The organism is Pseudomonas sp. VI4.1 (assembly GCF_002029345.1).
GTDB lineage: Bacteria > Pseudomonadota > Gammaproteobacteria > Pseudomonadales > Pseudomonadaceae > Aquipseudomonas.
In genome coordinates this window covers 12,843-26,715 of the sequence record NZ_MULM01000173.1, presented here as the reverse complement: position 1 = coordinate 26,715, position 13,873 = coordinate 12,843, and the positions used below count along the sequence as shown (strand labels likewise).

12 protein-coding genes are annotated in these 13,873 nt (G+C 61.1%); 11 read left to right on the top strand and 1 reads right to left on the bottom strand.

The features are described 5' to 3' along the window. Window positions 1–63: 63 nt before the first annotated feature. Entirely contained in the window at window positions 64–1,953 is a 1,890-nt protein-coding gene (gene thiC / locus BZ163_RS23930) for a phosphomethylpyrimidine synthase ThiC (protein WP_128872862.1), read from the top strand. 202 nt (window positions 1,954–2,155) lie between these two features. Continuing rightward, the gene (gene cytX / locus BZ163_RS23925; protein WP_128872861.1) at window positions 2,156–3,448 is read left to right on the top strand and encodes a putative hydroxymethylpyrimidine transporter CytX; all 1,293 of its coding nucleotides are present in this window, start codon (window positions 2,156–2,158) and stop codon (window positions 3,446–3,448) included. Here the strand turns inward: cytX and BZ163_RS23920 are convergent. Further along, window positions 3,417–4,163: an RsiV family protein gene (locus BZ163_RS23920; protein WP_128872860.1), complete on the bottom strand. Its 747-nt coding sequence runs from the start codon at window positions 4,161–4,163 to the stop codon at window positions 3,417–3,419. The genes cytX and BZ163_RS23920 overlap by 32 nt on opposite strands. A 206-nt stretch (window positions 4,164–4,369) precedes the next feature. Between BZ163_RS23920 and BZ163_RS23915 the strand changes: the two genes are divergently transcribed. The 9 genes from BZ163_RS23915 to BZ163_RS23875 all read left to right on the top strand — a co-directional run bounded on the left by BZ163_RS23915 (window position 4,370) and on the right by BZ163_RS23875 (window position 13,795). After that, a complete protein-coding gene (locus BZ163_RS23915) occupies window positions 4,370–4,987 on the top strand; it encodes an NUDIX domain-containing protein (protein ID WP_128872859.1) in 618 nt (205 codons plus the stop codon). After that, the gene (locus BZ163_RS23910; protein ID WP_064675587.1) at window positions 4,978–5,430 is read left to right on the top strand and encodes a DUF1249 domain-containing protein; all 453 of its coding nucleotides are present in this window, start codon (window positions 4,978–4,980) and stop codon (window positions 5,428–5,430) included. The genes BZ163_RS23915 and BZ163_RS23910 overlap by 10 nt, the downstream gene beginning before the upstream one ends. Window positions 5,431–5,527: 97 nt before the next feature. Then, entirely contained in the window at window positions 5,528–6,343 is an 816-nt protein-coding gene (gene cpdA, locus BZ163_RS23905; RefSeq protein WP_128872858.1) for a 3',5'-cyclic-AMP phosphodiesterase, read from the top strand. A gap of 209 nt (window positions 6,344–6,552) precedes the next feature. After that, window positions 6,553–7,161: a YqiA/YcfP family alpha/beta fold hydrolase gene (locus tag BZ163_RS23900; protein ID WP_128872857.1), complete on the top strand. Its 609-nt coding sequence runs from the start codon at window positions 6,553–6,555 to the stop codon at window positions 7,159–7,161. Window positions 7,162–7,215: 54 nt separating this feature from the next. Continuing rightward, window positions 7,216–9,120: a DNA topoisomerase IV subunit B gene (parE, locus tag BZ163_RS23895; protein WP_128872856.1), complete on the top strand. Its 1,905-nt coding sequence runs from the start codon at window positions 7,216–7,218 to the stop codon at window positions 9,118–9,120. Beyond that, window positions 9,120–10,109 (top strand): esterase-like activity of phytase family protein, encoded by a 990-nt coding sequence (locus BZ163_RS23890; RefSeq protein WP_128872855.1) that lies wholly within the window; start codon window positions 9,120–9,122, stop codon window positions 10,107–10,109. The genes parE and BZ163_RS23890 overlap by 1 nt, the downstream gene beginning before the upstream one ends. Continuing rightward, window positions 10,106–10,630 carry a TIGR02281 family clan AA aspartic protease gene (locus BZ163_RS23885; RefSeq protein ID WP_128872854.1) on the top strand — a complete coding sequence of 175 codons (525 nt, stop codon included), beginning with the start codon at window positions 10,106–10,108 and terminating at the stop codon, window positions 10,628–10,630. Before BZ163_RS23890 ends, BZ163_RS23885 begins: the two co-directional genes overlap by 4 nt. A gap of 7 nt (window positions 10,631–10,637) precedes the next feature. Continuing rightward, window positions 10,638–12,905, top strand: coding sequence for a DNA topoisomerase IV subunit A (gene parC / locus BZ163_RS23880; protein WP_128872853.1), 2,268 nt, complete (start codon window positions 10,638–10,640; stop codon window positions 12,903–12,905). Between the two features lie 176 nt (window positions 12,906–13,081). Continuing rightward, window positions 13,082–13,795, top strand: a complete 714-nt coding sequence (locus BZ163_RS23875; protein WP_128872852.1) for a membrane integrity-associated transporter subunit PqiC — start codon at window positions 13,082–13,084, stop codon at window positions 13,793–13,795. Window positions 13,796–13,873: the final 78 nt, after the last annotated feature.

The window sequence follows — 13,873 nt, the reverse complement described above, 5'->3', positions numbered from 1 at the left end:
CATTCGTTTACAGGTTCGCTCCGACAAAAAATCCACTGCCTGGATGTGTTCGGAGAGCCCGTGATGACTATAAAACTAAAAGACAATACGAACCTGAGTGACTCGGCCAAGGTCGATCAAAAATCGGTTCAGCCGTTTACCCGCTCGCAAAAAATCTACGTTCAAGGCTCGCGCCCGGACATCCTCGTGCCGATGCGCGAAGTCAGCCTCGACGTGACCCCGACCGAATTCGGCGGCGAGATCAATGCGCCGGTAGTGGTGTATGACACCTCGGGCCCGTACACCGACCCCAACGTCATCATCGACGTACGCAAAGGCCTGGCCGATGTACGTTCGCCATGGATCGAAGCCCGTGGCGACACTGAGCGCCTGTCCGGCCTGAGCTCCAACTTTGGTCGCGAACGCCTCGCCGATGCGGAGCTGACCAAGCTGCGTTTCGCCCACGTGAACAACCCGCGCCGCGCCAAGGCCGGGGGCAACGTCACCCAGATGCACTACGCCCGCCAAGGCATCATCACCCCCGAGATGGAATTCGTCGCCATCCGCGAAAACATGAAGCTCGAAGTGGCCCGCGCCGCCGGGCTGCTGGACCAGCAACACGCCGGTTACAGCTTTGGCGCCAGCGTGCCGAAAATCATCACCCCCGAATTCGTCCGTGAAGAGATCGCCCGCGGCCGCGCAATCATCCCGGCCAACATCAACCACACCGAACTGGAACCGATGATCATCGGCCGTAACTTCCTGGTGAAGATCAACGGCAACATCGGCAACAGCGCACTGGGTTCGTCCATCGAAGAAGAAGTGGCGAAACTGACCTGGGGCATTCGCTGGGGCGCGGACAACATCATGGACTTGTCCACCGGCAAGCATATTCACGAAACCCGCGAGTGGATCATCCGTAACTCGCCGGTGCCGATCGGTACCGTGCCGATCTATCAGGCCCTGGAAAAAGTCGGCGGCGCTGCCGAGGACCTGACCTGGGAGCTGTTCCGCGACACGCTGATCGAGCAGGCCGAGCAGGGCGTCGACTACTTCACCATCCACGCCGGCGTGCTGTTGCGTTACGTACCGCTGACTGCCAAGCGCGTGACCGGCATCGTCTCCCGGGGTGGTTCGATCATGGCCAAGTGGTGCCTGGCGCACCACAAAGAGAACTTCGCCTATACGCATTTCGAAGAAATCTGCGAAATCATGAAGGCCTACGACGTCAGCTTCTCGCTGGGCGATGGCCTGCGTCCGGGCTCGATTGCCGATGCCAACGATGCGGCACAATTCGGCGAGCTGGAAACCCTCGGCGAACTGACCAAGATCGCCTGGAAGCACGACGTACAAACCATGATCGAAGGCCCGGGCCACGTGCCGATGCAGTTGATCAAGGAAAACATGGACAAGCAGCTCGAGTGCTGCGACGAAGCGCCGTTCTACACCCTCGGCCCGCTGACCACCGACATCGCACCCGGCTACGACCACATCACCTCCGGCATCGGTGCGGCGATGATCGGCTGGTTCGGCTGCGCCATGCTCTGCTACGTGACGCCGAAGGAACACTTGGGCCTGCCGAACAAGGATGACGTGAAGACCGGGATCATCACGTACAAGATCGCCGCACACGCCGCCGATCTTGCGAAGGGACACCCGGGCGCACAGATACGCGACAATGCCTTGAGCAAGGCGCGTTTCGAATTCCGTTGGGAGGACCAGTTCAACCTCGGCCTTGATCCGGACACCGCGCGTTCGTATCACGATGAGACCCTGCCGAAGGATTCGGCCAAGGTCGCGCACTTCTGCTCCATGTGCGGACCGAAATTCTGCTCGATGAAAATCACCCAGGAAGTCCGTGAATACGCGGCCAACCAGCGGATCGAAACGATTGATGCCGAAGTCGCCAAGGGACTGGCGGAACAGGCTGAGCGGTTCAAGCGGGAAGGCAGTCAGCTTTACAAGAAGGTTTGATCTGACCTGTGATTGACGGCGGCTGTGCTGCCGTCTTCGCGAGCAAGTCGAATCGTCGCACCGCCGCTCCCACATTTGATCCTGGTGGTACACAATATTTGTGGTCACAGGAGATCCAATGTGGGAGCGGGCTTGCTCGCGAAGGCGCCAGGCCAGGCGCCGAATATCTCAATGACACACTTATCCCTCTGAGATAACACCCTTGAGCATTCAACCCAGCACTTATTCCCCCGACATCGCAGTGCCCACCGACAAACGTGTCTTCGGCGGTCGCGATCTGTTTTCCCTGTGGTTTTCCCTCGGCATCGGCCTGATGGTGCTGCAGACCGGTGCCCTGCTCGCGCCAGGCCTGGGCCTGTCCGGCTCGCTGCTGGCGATTTTCCTCGGTACGCTGGTCGGCGTTCTGCTGCTGGCCGCCGTCGGCGTGATCGGCAGTGACACCGGCCTGTCGTCGATGGCCGCGCTGAAGCTCAGCCTCGGCAAACATGGCGCGAGCCTGCCGGCGGTGCTGAACCTGCTGCAACTGATCGGTTGGGGCTCGTTTGAAATCATCGTGATGCGCGACGCCGCCAGCCTGCTGGGTGCGCGCGCCTTCAGTGAAGGTAGCCTGCTGTCCAGTCCGCTACTGTGGACCTTGTTTTTTGGTGGGCTGGCGACCTTGCTGGCCGTCAGCGGTCCGCTGACGTTCGTGCGGCAGATCCTGCGCAAGTGGGGCATCTGGCTACTGCTGGCCGCGTGCATCTGGCTGACCTGGAACCTGTTCGCCAAGGCCAATCTGGCGGCGCTGTGGGCACAGGCCGGTGACGGTTCGATGCCGTTCGCCGTGGGCTTCGACATTGCCATCGCCATGCCGCTCTCGTGGCTGCCGCTGATTGCCGACTACTCGCGTTTCGGCAAGCGCGCGAAAAATGTGTTCGGCGGTACCGCGATAGGCTTCTTTATCGGTAACTTCTGGCTGATGAGCCTGGGTGTGGCCTACACCCTGGCGTTCGCGCCGAGCGGTGAAGTCAATGCCTTGCTGTTGGCGCTGGCCGGTGCCGGCCTGGGGATTCCGCTGCTGCTGATTCTGCTGGACGAGTCGGAGAACGCCTTTGCCGATATTCACTCGGCCGCAGTGTCGAGCGGGATTCTGTTGCGCCTGAAGGTCGAGCATCTGGCGCTGGCCATTGGCGTGATCTGCACGTTGATCGCCTGCCTGGCGCCGTTGGCCCAGTACCAGAACTTCCTGCTGTTGATCGGCTCGGTGTTCGCGCCGCTGTTCGGCGTGGTGCTGGTGGATCACTTCATCTTGCGCAAACGTTCTGCTCAAGTGACGGCAAGCGCATTGCGCTGGCCGGCGCTGCTCGCCTGGCTGGGCGGGGTGAGCACCTATCACTTGCTGGCCAACCTGTACCCGGATGTCGGCGCAACCCTGCCGGCGCTGGTCCTGGCAGGGCTGCTGCAGCTGGTACTGGGCCGGGCTTTCAGCTACGGCCGGGAAACAGCTCGGGCTTGAGAATGCCGTTCAGGCGAGGGTAGGGGATCTTCAATTCGACGTGGCCCAGTGCGTAAGGCGCAATGGTGCTCACTTCGTACTTGAGGATCACCCCGCCATACGTCAGTGCCACGTTCTGGGTTTTGACGAAGGGCCAGCTCTTCACGAACTCCGGTTCCTGATCGAGCTTGGTGCTGATCAGCCAGCTGTTGTGCGCCACTTGCGCGGCTTTCCAGAACGCTTCTTCCTGCCCTGGCACCAGCATGTCCGACAGGGTCAGCACCTTGTGCTGCTGGCGCGAGTAGTTGATGAAGCTTCGGCCCGGCGTGCCATGGGCGCCGCCGGTGTCCAGGTAGCTGGAAAACTCGACGATCACCAAGCCGTCATGCTGCTCACGTACCTTGGCTTGCAGGTAGCTGCTGTGACGCGGGCCTGCACTGCTCAGAAATTGCTCGCGATACGCCGCCAGCGTCGGCGCCACCGGGGCGTCGGGCGAGGTGCGGGTCATTTGCAGCAAACGTTTTTCAATGATGCCATCCAGTGCCGGTTCGGCAGGGAAGCGCAGGGTGTCGATGTTCACCAACGGGCAGTCCTGGTTGGTGCAGCCCGGTTTCAGCTGTTCGGAGGCATCGCGGGTGGTTTCCAACGGTGCCCGGTAGCTGGGCTGGAACAGACTCTGGCAGGCGCCCAGGGTCAGGGCGATTGCAGCCACGGAGGCGATTTTAAAAAGCGACATGGGCGTCCTTCATAAAACAGGGAAAGGCAAAAAGTTACCCGCTTCGACTCTCGGCGCAGGAATCAGTTCGCCACTAAGCTAATTAGAGTTGGTTTCGCCCTCACCGTCTATCCCGCTCGCTGGAAAGGGGCTGCATCAAAGGTCGCAGGCGCGTTAGGATGGCGCGAAGTCGAGGCTGGAGCCTCGGTGTAGAAACGAGGATTGTCATGACTGATTTTGCCAACGCCATTCCGACCGCCGTTGAGATCGTTCGGCGCGAAAAGTGCTTCGAGGGCTTTTACAAGCTCCACCGCATGCACTTGCGTCACGAATTGTTCGCTGGCGGCATGAGCCGCGAGATCAGCCGGGAAGTGTTTGTGCGCCATGACGCGGTGTGCGTGTTGCCTTACGATCCGCTGCGCGACGAAGTGGTGTTGATCGAGCAGTTTCGCGTCGGCGCCATGGGCAAGATCGACAACCCGTGGCTGGTCGAACTGGTCGCTGGTCTGATCGATAAGGATGAAGAACCGGAAGAAGTTGCTCACCGCGAAGCGCAGGAGGAAGCTGGGCTTGTATTCGGGGCGCTTTGGCCGATGACCAAATATTTTCCATCGCCGGGCGGCAGCAATGAATTCGTGCATTTGTACCTGGGGCGTTGCGACAGCACCGGTATCGGCGGCCTGCATGGGCTGGAGGAAGAAGCAGAAGATATCCGCGTCACGGTCTGGGCGTTCGAAGATGCCCTGCAGGCCGTACGCGACGGGCAAATTGCCAACGCGGCCAGCATCATTGCCTTGCAATGGTTAGCTTTGAACCGCGCTGAAGTGAGGGGGTTATGGTCGTAAACAAGCTGCGCGATCGCTATCGGGTGGACCTGGTGGGGCTGCAAGCGTCCTGCGAGGCCAACTACGCGCGCCTCATGCGACTGTTGCCGGACATGCGCAACGAGCCCGCGGCGCGGCGCATTGCCGTGACCCACGGTGACCAGATGCTCGGCGTACTGGCCCTGGAAGTGCTGCAGGTCTGTCCGTATACCACGACCCTGCAAGTGCGCCAGGAACACAGCCTGCCCTGGCTGCCGGTGCCACAACTGGAAGTTCAGGTCTATCACGACGCGTGCATGGCCGAAGTGGTCAGCGCCGAACATGCACGACGCTTTCGCGGCATCTATCCTTACCCGAACGCCGCCATGCACCAGCCTGACGAAAAGGCCCAGCTGAATATGTTCCTGGGCGAGTGGCTGAGCCATTGCCTGGCCTGCGGACACGAGTATGCGGTTGTGCGCTGATGTGAACTGCGTCAGGTTTACAGTTTCCTCTTTTGGTCGTCCCCCAGCATAATTGCGGCACTCATCCATCCCCGTGATCTCGCCCCGGGAGAACGCCTTGCCACGCGTACCCACATTGACCACCGCCGATCCGGCGTTGCTGGTGCAACTCTCCGACAGTCATCTGTTTGCCGAGGCGGCTGGCACGTTGCTAGGCATGAACACGTGTGACAGCCTGCAACACGTCATCGAGCTGGTACGGTTGCAACAGCCACGGATCGATCTGATCATTGCCAGTGGCGATATCTCCCAGGACGGGACGCTGGAGTCCTATCAGCAGTTTCGCGACCTGACCCGCCAGCTCGATGCGCCGGCACGCTGGATTCCCGGCAATCACGACGAACCCCGGATCATGGCTGAGGCCGCCGTGCAGAGTGCATTGCTCGAGCCTGTGGTGGATATCGGTAACTGGCGAGTCACGCTGCTGGATTCGGCAGTGCCGGGCTCGGTGCCGGGGTATCTGGAAGTCGAACAGTTGCAGTTGCTGGCCCGCTCGCTGAGCGAGGCGCCGGAGCGGCATCATCTGGTGTGCTTCCACCATCATCCGGTGTCGATTGGCTGTGCGTGGATGGAACCCATCGGATTGCGCAATCCGGAGGCTTTGTTCGCGGTGCTGGACCGGTTTCCACAGGTGCGAGCGGTGCTGTGGGGGCATGTGCATCAGGAGATCGAGCGGGAGCGTAATGGCGTGCGTTTGATCGCTTCGCCTTCGACCTGCATTCAGTTCGAACCGGGGAGCGATGATTTCAAGGTGGGGGATCAGGCGCCGGGGTATCGGTGGTTGCGGCTTCTGCCGGATGGCGAGCTCGAAACCGGTGTGGAGCGCGTGACAGGCTTCGAGTTCCAGGTCGACTACGGCTCCGACGGCTACTGACACTTTTCCTGCGAGTGCCCCCATTCCCCTGTAGGAGCTGGCTTGCCAGCGAAGGCGGACTGACTGACAACATCAATGCTGAATGTGACGGCCCCTTCGCTGGCAAGCCAGCTCCTGCAGGGGGATCGCGCTCTTTGCGAAGGTGATGGCACCCAACCCCCCCGACACCCTGTAAACTGCGCCTCTTTACCGACGCACAGGGAGCTCAAATGTCCGGTTCGATCCTTTATATCCACGGTTTCAACAGCGCGCCGGCGTCGAACAAGGCCACTCGGTTGATCCAGGTGATGGACCAACTGGGTTTGAGCGATCAGTTGCGCGTTCCGTACTTGCATCACCACCCCCGTGAAGCCATCGGTCAGCTGGAGCAGGCAATCGAGGAGCTCGGGCGGCCATTGCTGGTCGGCAGCTCACTCGGCGGCTACTATGCGACTCACCTGGCCGAGCGCCATGGCTTGAAGGCCCTGTTGATCAACCCTGCCGTCAGTCCGCATCGGATGTTCGACGGGTATCTGGGGGCGCAGAAAAACCTGTATACCGATGAGGCCTGGGAATTGACCCACGACCACGTGACGGCCCTGGCCGAGCTGGAAGTGCCGGCGCCCCGGGATCCGCAGCGGTTTCAGGTGTGGTTGCAGACCGGCGACGAAACGCTGGACTATCGCCTCGCCCAGCAGTATTACCGGGCCTGTGCCTTGCGCATCCAGGCCGGCGGCGACCATGGTTTCCAGGGATTTGCCGCGCAACTTCCGGCGATGCTGAGTTTTGCCGGCATCGGCGCAGATTTGTATCAGGCGATTGATTTCACTGCACTGTGACGCCTTGCCCCCTTTTTACTGAGCACTTTTTTCACTGAAGGACGACGAGACCCCATGGCCACTCCCAGCGCTAGCTCCTATAACGCAGACGCCATCGAAGTCCTCTCGGGCCTCGACCCGGTGCGCAAACGCCCCGGGATGTACACCGACACCAGTCGGCCGAACCACCTCGCCCAGGAAGTCATCGACAACAGCGTCGACGAAGCCTTGGCCGGGCATGCGACTTCGGTGCAGGTCATCCTGCATGCCGATCACTCTGTGGAAGTCAGTGACGACGGCCGTGGCATGCCGGTCGACATTCACGCTGAAGAGGGCGTGTCTGGCGTTGAGCTGATCCTCACCAAGCTCCATGCCGGCGGTAAATTTTCCAACAAGAACTACCAGTTCTCCGGCGGTTTGCACGGGGTGGGTATTTCCGTGGTCAACGCCTTGTCGACTGAAGTCCGGGTGCGTGTAAAGCGTGACGGCAACGAATACCAGATGACGTTTGCCGACGGTTACAAAAAAACCGAACTGGAAGTCATTGGCACCGTCGGCAAACGCAACACCGGCACCAGCGTGTTCTTCGCGCCGGACCCGAAGTACTTCGATTCGCCGAAATTCTCCATCAGCCGCCTCAAGCACGTGCTCAAGGCCAAGGCCGTTCTGTGCCCGGGGCTGCTGGTCAGTTTTGAAGACAAGGCCACCGGCGAGAAAGTCGAATGGCATTACGAGGACGGCCTGCGCTCCTACCTGGTGGACGCGGTCAGCGCATTCGAGCGCCTGCCCGACGAGCCGTTTTGCGGCAGCCTGGCCGGTAACAAAGAAGCGGTCGACTGGGCGTTGCTGTGGTTGCCGGAAGGCGGCGACAGCGTCCAGGAAAGCTACGTCAACCTGATCCCGACGGCGCAGGGCGGGACTCACGTCAACGGGCTGCGTCAGGGCTTGCTCGACGCCATGCGCGAGTTCTGTGAATTTCGCAGCCTGCTGCCGCGGGGCGTGAAGCTGGCGCCGGAAGATGTCTGGGAGCGCATCGCCTTCGTCCTGTCGATGAAAATGCAGGAGCCACAATTTTCCGGCCAGACCAAGGAGCGCCTGTCGTCCCGTGAAGCGGCGGCGTTCGTTTCCGGCGTAGTCAAGGACGCCTTCAGCCTGTGGCTCAATGCCCACCCTGAGACTGGCATGCTCCTGGCAGAACTGGCGATCAACAACGCCGGCCGTCGCCTGAAGGCCAGCAAGAAGGTCGAGCGCAAGCGCATTACCCAGGGGCCGGCGCTGCCGGGCAAGCTCGCCGACTGCGCCGGGCAGGACCCGATGCGTTCCGAGCTGTTTCTGGTGGAAGGTGATTCCGCCGGCGGTTCGGCCAAGCAAGCGCGGGACAAAGAGTTCCAGGCGATCCTGCCGTTGCGCGGCAAGATCCTGAACACCTGGGAAGTCGACGGCAGCGAAGTGCTGGCCAGCCAGGAAGTGCACAACATCGCCGTGGCCATCGGTGTCGATCCAGGCTCGGCGGATATCGCCCAATTGCGTTACGGCAAAATCTGCATCCTCGCCGACGCCGACTCCGACGGCCTGCACATCGCCACCTTGCTGTGCGCGTTGTTCGTCCAGCATTTCCGCCCGCTGGTGGATGCCGGTCACGTCTACGTCGCAATGCCGCCGCTGTACCGCATCGACCTGGGCAAAGAGATCTACTACGCCCTGGACGAAGCCGAGCGCGATGGCATTCTCGATCGCCTGGTGGCCGAGAAGAAACGCGGCAAGCCCCAGGTCACCCGATTCAAGGGCCTGGGTGAAATGAACCCGCCACAGCTGCGCGAAACCACCATGGACCCGAACACCCGGCGCCTGGTGCAGCTGACGCTGGACGATTTCGCAGCGACCTCGGAAATGATGGACATGCTGCTGGCGAAGAAACGCGCCGGCGACCGTAAATCCTGGCTGGAGTCCAAAGGCAACCTGGCCGAGGTTCTGGGCTGATGCGCCGAGGCTTTGCCTTGGTGTGTGCGTTGCTGCTGACCTCGATGACGGTGGCTGCGCAGTCGGCGCCAGAATTGCGCCTGGTATCGGCACATGCCGTCGATGGCATGCGCGGCGGCAATCTGTCCGGGCTGGCCTGGTGCGGCAAGGATCTGTGGAGCGTATCCGACCGGGATGACGATCAGATTTACCGGCTCGATACCCGTGACCCTGTCTGGCAAGCCGAAGCCGTACACATCGATGTGCCTGCGGTGCCGGATAGCGGATTGCCCTGGGGGCTGCGCTCGCGGACGTGGGCCGCCTCATTCGCCCGTGGCGGGGATCTGGATTTCGAAGGCATTACCTGCGACAGCGCCGGTAATCGCTACATTGTCAGCGAGTCTCATGCGGCGGTGCTGCAAGTGCCGCCCACGGGTCCCGCCTCCTGGCTGAAGATCTCGCCGATCCTGGTTCGCGAAGCACGGGCCAGCGGCCTGTTGCTGAAATTCAATGCGCTGTTCGAAGGCCTGGCGATCAGTCCCGAAGGTGACCAATTGTGGTTGGCTGCCGAGCGCGAAAGCCGCGGGTTGCTGTTGATCAAACGCCAGCAAACCGTCTGGGACTGCGATGGCGGCTGTGTGCTGCTGAGCGAGGCCGGGAAGGAAATGCAGCCCGCGCAATTCCCCGGTGCCAGGGCGATGCCGCGAGACTTTGCCGACCTGTCATGGTTCGACGGCAAGCTGTTTACCCTTGAGCGCAATGTTTTCGAGATCTGCCGCCGCGACGCGCAGACGGCCAAGGTCGAGCGCTGCTGGTCGTATGCCGCCGAGGCGTTGCAGGAAAATCGGCGTTACCCACAAGCCTATGGCCTGGAAGAAGCATTGATCGTGGACGCCGACGGTGCCTGGATTGGCATCGACAACAACAACGGTGTACGCGCCGATGGCGAGGTCCGTCCGATCGTCATGCGCTTTGCCGCGCCTGAGGGTGGCTGGAGTGCCAAGTCATGAGTCGGCAACCGCCGGGCAAGCGCATCGGCCGGGTATTGATGGTGTTGGCGTGGTGCGCAGCGCTGTTTCTGGCCACGCGGTTTTTCGGGCAGTGGGAGCAGCGCCAGCAGAATCCCAACGCCGTTGTCAGCTCGGAACAGGGCGAAGGTTTTGTCGAAGTAAAACTTGCCAGCAACAATCAGGGACATTTTGTTGCCAGCGGCCAGATCAACGGTCAGCTGGTGGATTTCATGCTGGATACCGGGGCAACCGACGTGGCAATTCCCGGCGGTATGGCCGAACGGCTGAAACTGGAGAAGGGCTTCCCGGTGACCTTGAGCACGGCCAGCGGTCGTGCCGAGGGCTACCGGACCCGTATCGAGCGCCTGCAACTGGGCGACATTGTGCTGCGTGATGTGCGCGCCCTCGTCGTGCCAGGCCTGGACGGCAATCAAGTGCTGCTCGGGATGAGCGCGCTGAACAAACTTGAATTTACCCAGCGCGGTGGCACCATGCTGCTGCGCCAGACAACGAACCAATGAGGCCCGCATGAGCGACTCCCTTGATCTCAGCCTGGACGGTGTAGAACGCCGGTCACTGGCTGACTTCACCGAAAATGCCTACCTCAACTACTCCATGTACGTGATCATGGACCGTGCCTTGCCGCATATCGGCGACGGCCTGAAACCGGTACAGCGGCGCATCATCTACGCGATGAGCGAGTTGGGGCTGGACGCCGATTCCAAGCACAAGAAATCGGCGCGTACCGTCGGTGACGTGCTCGGTAAATTCCACCCGCACGGCGACTCGGCCTGCTACGAAGCCATGGTCCTGATGGCCCAGCCGTTCAGCTACCGCTACACACTGGTCGACGGCCAGGGTAACTGGGGTGCGCCGGATGATCCCAAATCCTTCGCCGCCATGCGTTACACCGAAGCGCGGCTGTCGCGTTATTCCGAAGTGCTGCTCAGTGAGCTGGGCCAGGGCACGGCGGACTGGGGCCCGAACTTCGACGGTACCCTCGACGAGCCCCTGGTGTTGCCGGCGCGGTTGCCCAATATCCTGCTCAATGGCACCACCGGCATCGCCGTGGGCATGGCGACCGACGTACCGCCGCACAACCTGCGCGAAGTCGCCACCGCCTGCGTGCGTTTGCTCGATGAGCCCAAGGCCACGGTCGAACAGCTCTGCGAACATATCCAGGGCCCGGATTACCCGACCGAAGCGGAAATCATCACGCCCCGCGCCGATTTGCTGAAAATGTACGAAACCGGCAAGGGCTCGGTCCGCATGCGTGCCGTGTACCACATCGAAGACGGCGACATCATCGTTACCGCGCTGCCGCATCAGGTCTCCGGTGCCAAGGTGCTGGAGCAGATCGCGGGCATGATGCAGGCCAAGCCGTCCAAGGCGCCGCAGATTGCTGACCTGCGCGACGAATCCGACCACGAAAACCCGTGCCGGATCGTGATCATCCCCGGCGCCCGCAAAAACTTTGACCACGATGCCCTGATGCAACACCTGTTCGCCAGCACCGAGCTGGAGTCGAGCTACCGGGTCAACATCAACATCATCGGCCTGGATGGCAAGCCGCAGCTGAAAAACCTGCGTGCGTTGCTGGTCGAGTGGTTGCAATTCCGGGTTCAGACCGTGCGTCGTCGCCTGCAATTCCGTCTGGACAAGGTCGAGCGTCGCCTGCACCTGTTGGACGGTTTGTTGATCGCCTACCTCAACCTGGATGAAGTGATCCACATCATCCGGACCGAGGAGCACCCGAAAGCGGCACTGATCGAGCGTTTCGCCCTGAGTGAAATCCAGGCCGACTACATTCTCGATACGCGCTTGCGACAGTTGGCGCGACTGGAAGAAATGAAGCTGCGTGCCGAGCAGGATGAACTGCTCAAGGAACAGGCCAAGCTGCAAGCCCTGCTGGGCAGCGAAGCCAAGCTGAAAAAGCTGGTACGCACCGAGCTGATCAAGGACGCCGAAACCTACGGCGACGACCGTCGTTCGCCAATCGTCGAGCGCGCCGAGGCCAAGGCCTTGACCGAACACGATCTGTTGCCGAACGAGAAAGTGACCGTTGTGCTGTCGGAAAAAGGCTGGGTGCGCTCTGCCAAGGGCCATGAAATCGATGCCACCGGGCTTTCCTACAAGGCCGGGGATGGTTTCAAGGCCTTGGCACCCGGACGTTCCAACCAGTTTGCGGTGTTTATCGACTCCACTGGCCGCAGTTATTCGGTGGCCGCGCATACCTTGCCATCGGCCCGTGGCCAGGGCGAACCGTTGACCGGTCGTCTGACGCCGCCGCCGGGGGCGAGTTTCGAATGCGTGCTGATGCCGGAAGACGATTCGCTGTACGTGATCGCCTCCGACGCCGGTTACGGGTTCGTGGTCAAGGGGGAAGACCTGCAAGCCAAGAACAAGGCGGGCAAGGCCTTGTTGAGCCTGCCGAACAACGCCAAGGTGATCCTGCCGCGACCGGTGGCCGATCGTGAACAGAACTGGCTGGCCTCGGTGACCACCGAAGGTCGCCTGCTGATCTTCAAGATCAGCGATCTGCCACAATTAAGTAAAGGTAAAGGCAATAAGATCATCGGGATTTCCGGTGAGCGTGTTGCCAGTCGCGAAGAATATGTCACGGACATCGCCGTTCTACCGGAAGGCGCGACCTTGGTGCTGCAAGCTGGAAAACGTACCTTGTCGCTGAAAGCGGACGACCTCGAACACTACAAAGGTGAGCGTGGGCGTCGTGGTAACAAATTGCCACGTGGCTTTCAAAGGGTGGATGCGCTGCTCGTCGAAAACCTCAATTAGGCGTCCTAGAGCGCTCGATCTACGATTTAACGCGTAGATCGACGCATTGGCGCTGGAGTCGGAACGCATATTCACGGATGATATGGCCTTTCAAGCGCCGGCGTGGTCGAGCGTTCTTCATATTTTTTGAGTTTTTTCACTGTGGTTAGCCTTGTGGCAACCACCTGGATGGGACGATGACTGCTCTGCGCCTTCCGTTTATTTTGATGCTCGCCGGGGTCCTTGGCCTGGCGGGTTGCAGCGTTCACCAACCGGTGTCGCTGTATCAGCTGGACAGCGGAAGTCCGGCTCAGCCTGCGCAAAGCGCGGGCATGGCCGTATTGCTGGGTCCGGTGACCGTTGCCGATTATCTGCAGCGTGAAACCTTGTTGCAGCGTCAGCTCGATGGGAGCCTTCAGGCTGCCACTGATGGCCGATGGGCGGGTAGCCTTTCGTCCGATATCGATCAACTGTTGCTGCGTCAGGTAGCAGGGCATCTGGACAGCCAGCGCGTGGTGCTGGCGCCAGCGACGGTGGGTTTCACGCCGGATGTCCAGGTTCTGCTGACTATCACCCGCCTGGACTCGGGCGAGTCGCAACCGGCGATCCTCGATGCGCAATGGCGGCTGATCGACCGTCGTGGCCAGGTTCGCGATAACCGCATCATTCATCTGCAGGAACAGCATGCCGGCGGTACGGCGTCGCAGGTTCAAGCTCAGGGTATGTTGCTGCAGCGTCTGGCGGAGCAATTGTCGGTGGCGCTCAAGCCGCTGGCCAACCAGCCGCCGATTGCCGAAGCGCCACGCAAGCCTGCAGCCAAGGCTGCGGCACCTGCGGCGGAGCAGGACAAACGGCCGAAGATCCCGATGGCTTCGCCGATCCGCACGGATATGGAAGTGTTCAGGTTCTAGGGTTGGAATGATCCAAGGCAAAGCCCGCCATGTGCGGGCTTTGTTGTTTCTGCGGGGTGAGATCTTCGGTGGTGCTGA

Bases quoted from the DNA above. Each gene is read 5' to 3' on its own strand.
- BZ163_RS23900 (WP_128872857.1), top strand. From the start codon at position 6,553: ATGTCCGGTTCGATCCTTTATATCCACGGTTTCAACAGCGCGCCGGCG.
- BZ163_RS23915 (WP_128872859.1), top strand. From the start codon at position 4,370: ATGACTGATTTTGCCAACGCCATTCCGACCGCCGTTGAGATCGTTCGG.
- parC (WP_128872853.1), top strand. From the start codon at position 10,638: ATGAGCGACTCCCTTGATCTCAGCCTGGACGGTGTAGAACGCCGGTCA.
- BZ163_RS23890 (WP_128872855.1), top strand. From the start codon at position 9,120: ATGCGCCGAGGCTTTGCCTTGGTGTGTGCGTTGCTGCTGACCTCGATG.
- parE (WP_128872856.1), top strand. From the start codon at position 7,216: ATGGCCACTCCCAGCGCTAGCTCCTATAACGCAGACGCCATCGAAGTC.
- BZ163_RS23910 (WP_064675587.1), top strand. From the start codon at position 4,978: ATGGTCGTAAACAAGCTGCGCGATCGCTATCGGGTGGACCTGGTGGGG.
- BZ163_RS23920 (WP_128872860.1), bottom strand. From the start codon at position 4,163: ATGTCGCTTTTTAAAATCGCCTCCGTGGCTGCAATCGCCCTGACCCTG.
- BZ163_RS23875 (WP_128872852.1), top strand. From the start codon at position 13,082: ATGACTGCTCTGCGCCTTCCGTTTATTTTGATGCTCGCCGGGGTCCTT.
- BZ163_RS23885 (WP_128872854.1), top strand. From the start codon at position 10,106: ATGAGTCGGCAACCGCCGGGCAAGCGCATCGGCCGGGTATTGATGGTG.
- thiC (WP_128872862.1), top strand. From the start codon at position 64: ATGACTATAAAACTAAAAGACAATACGAACCTGAGTGACTCGGCCAAG.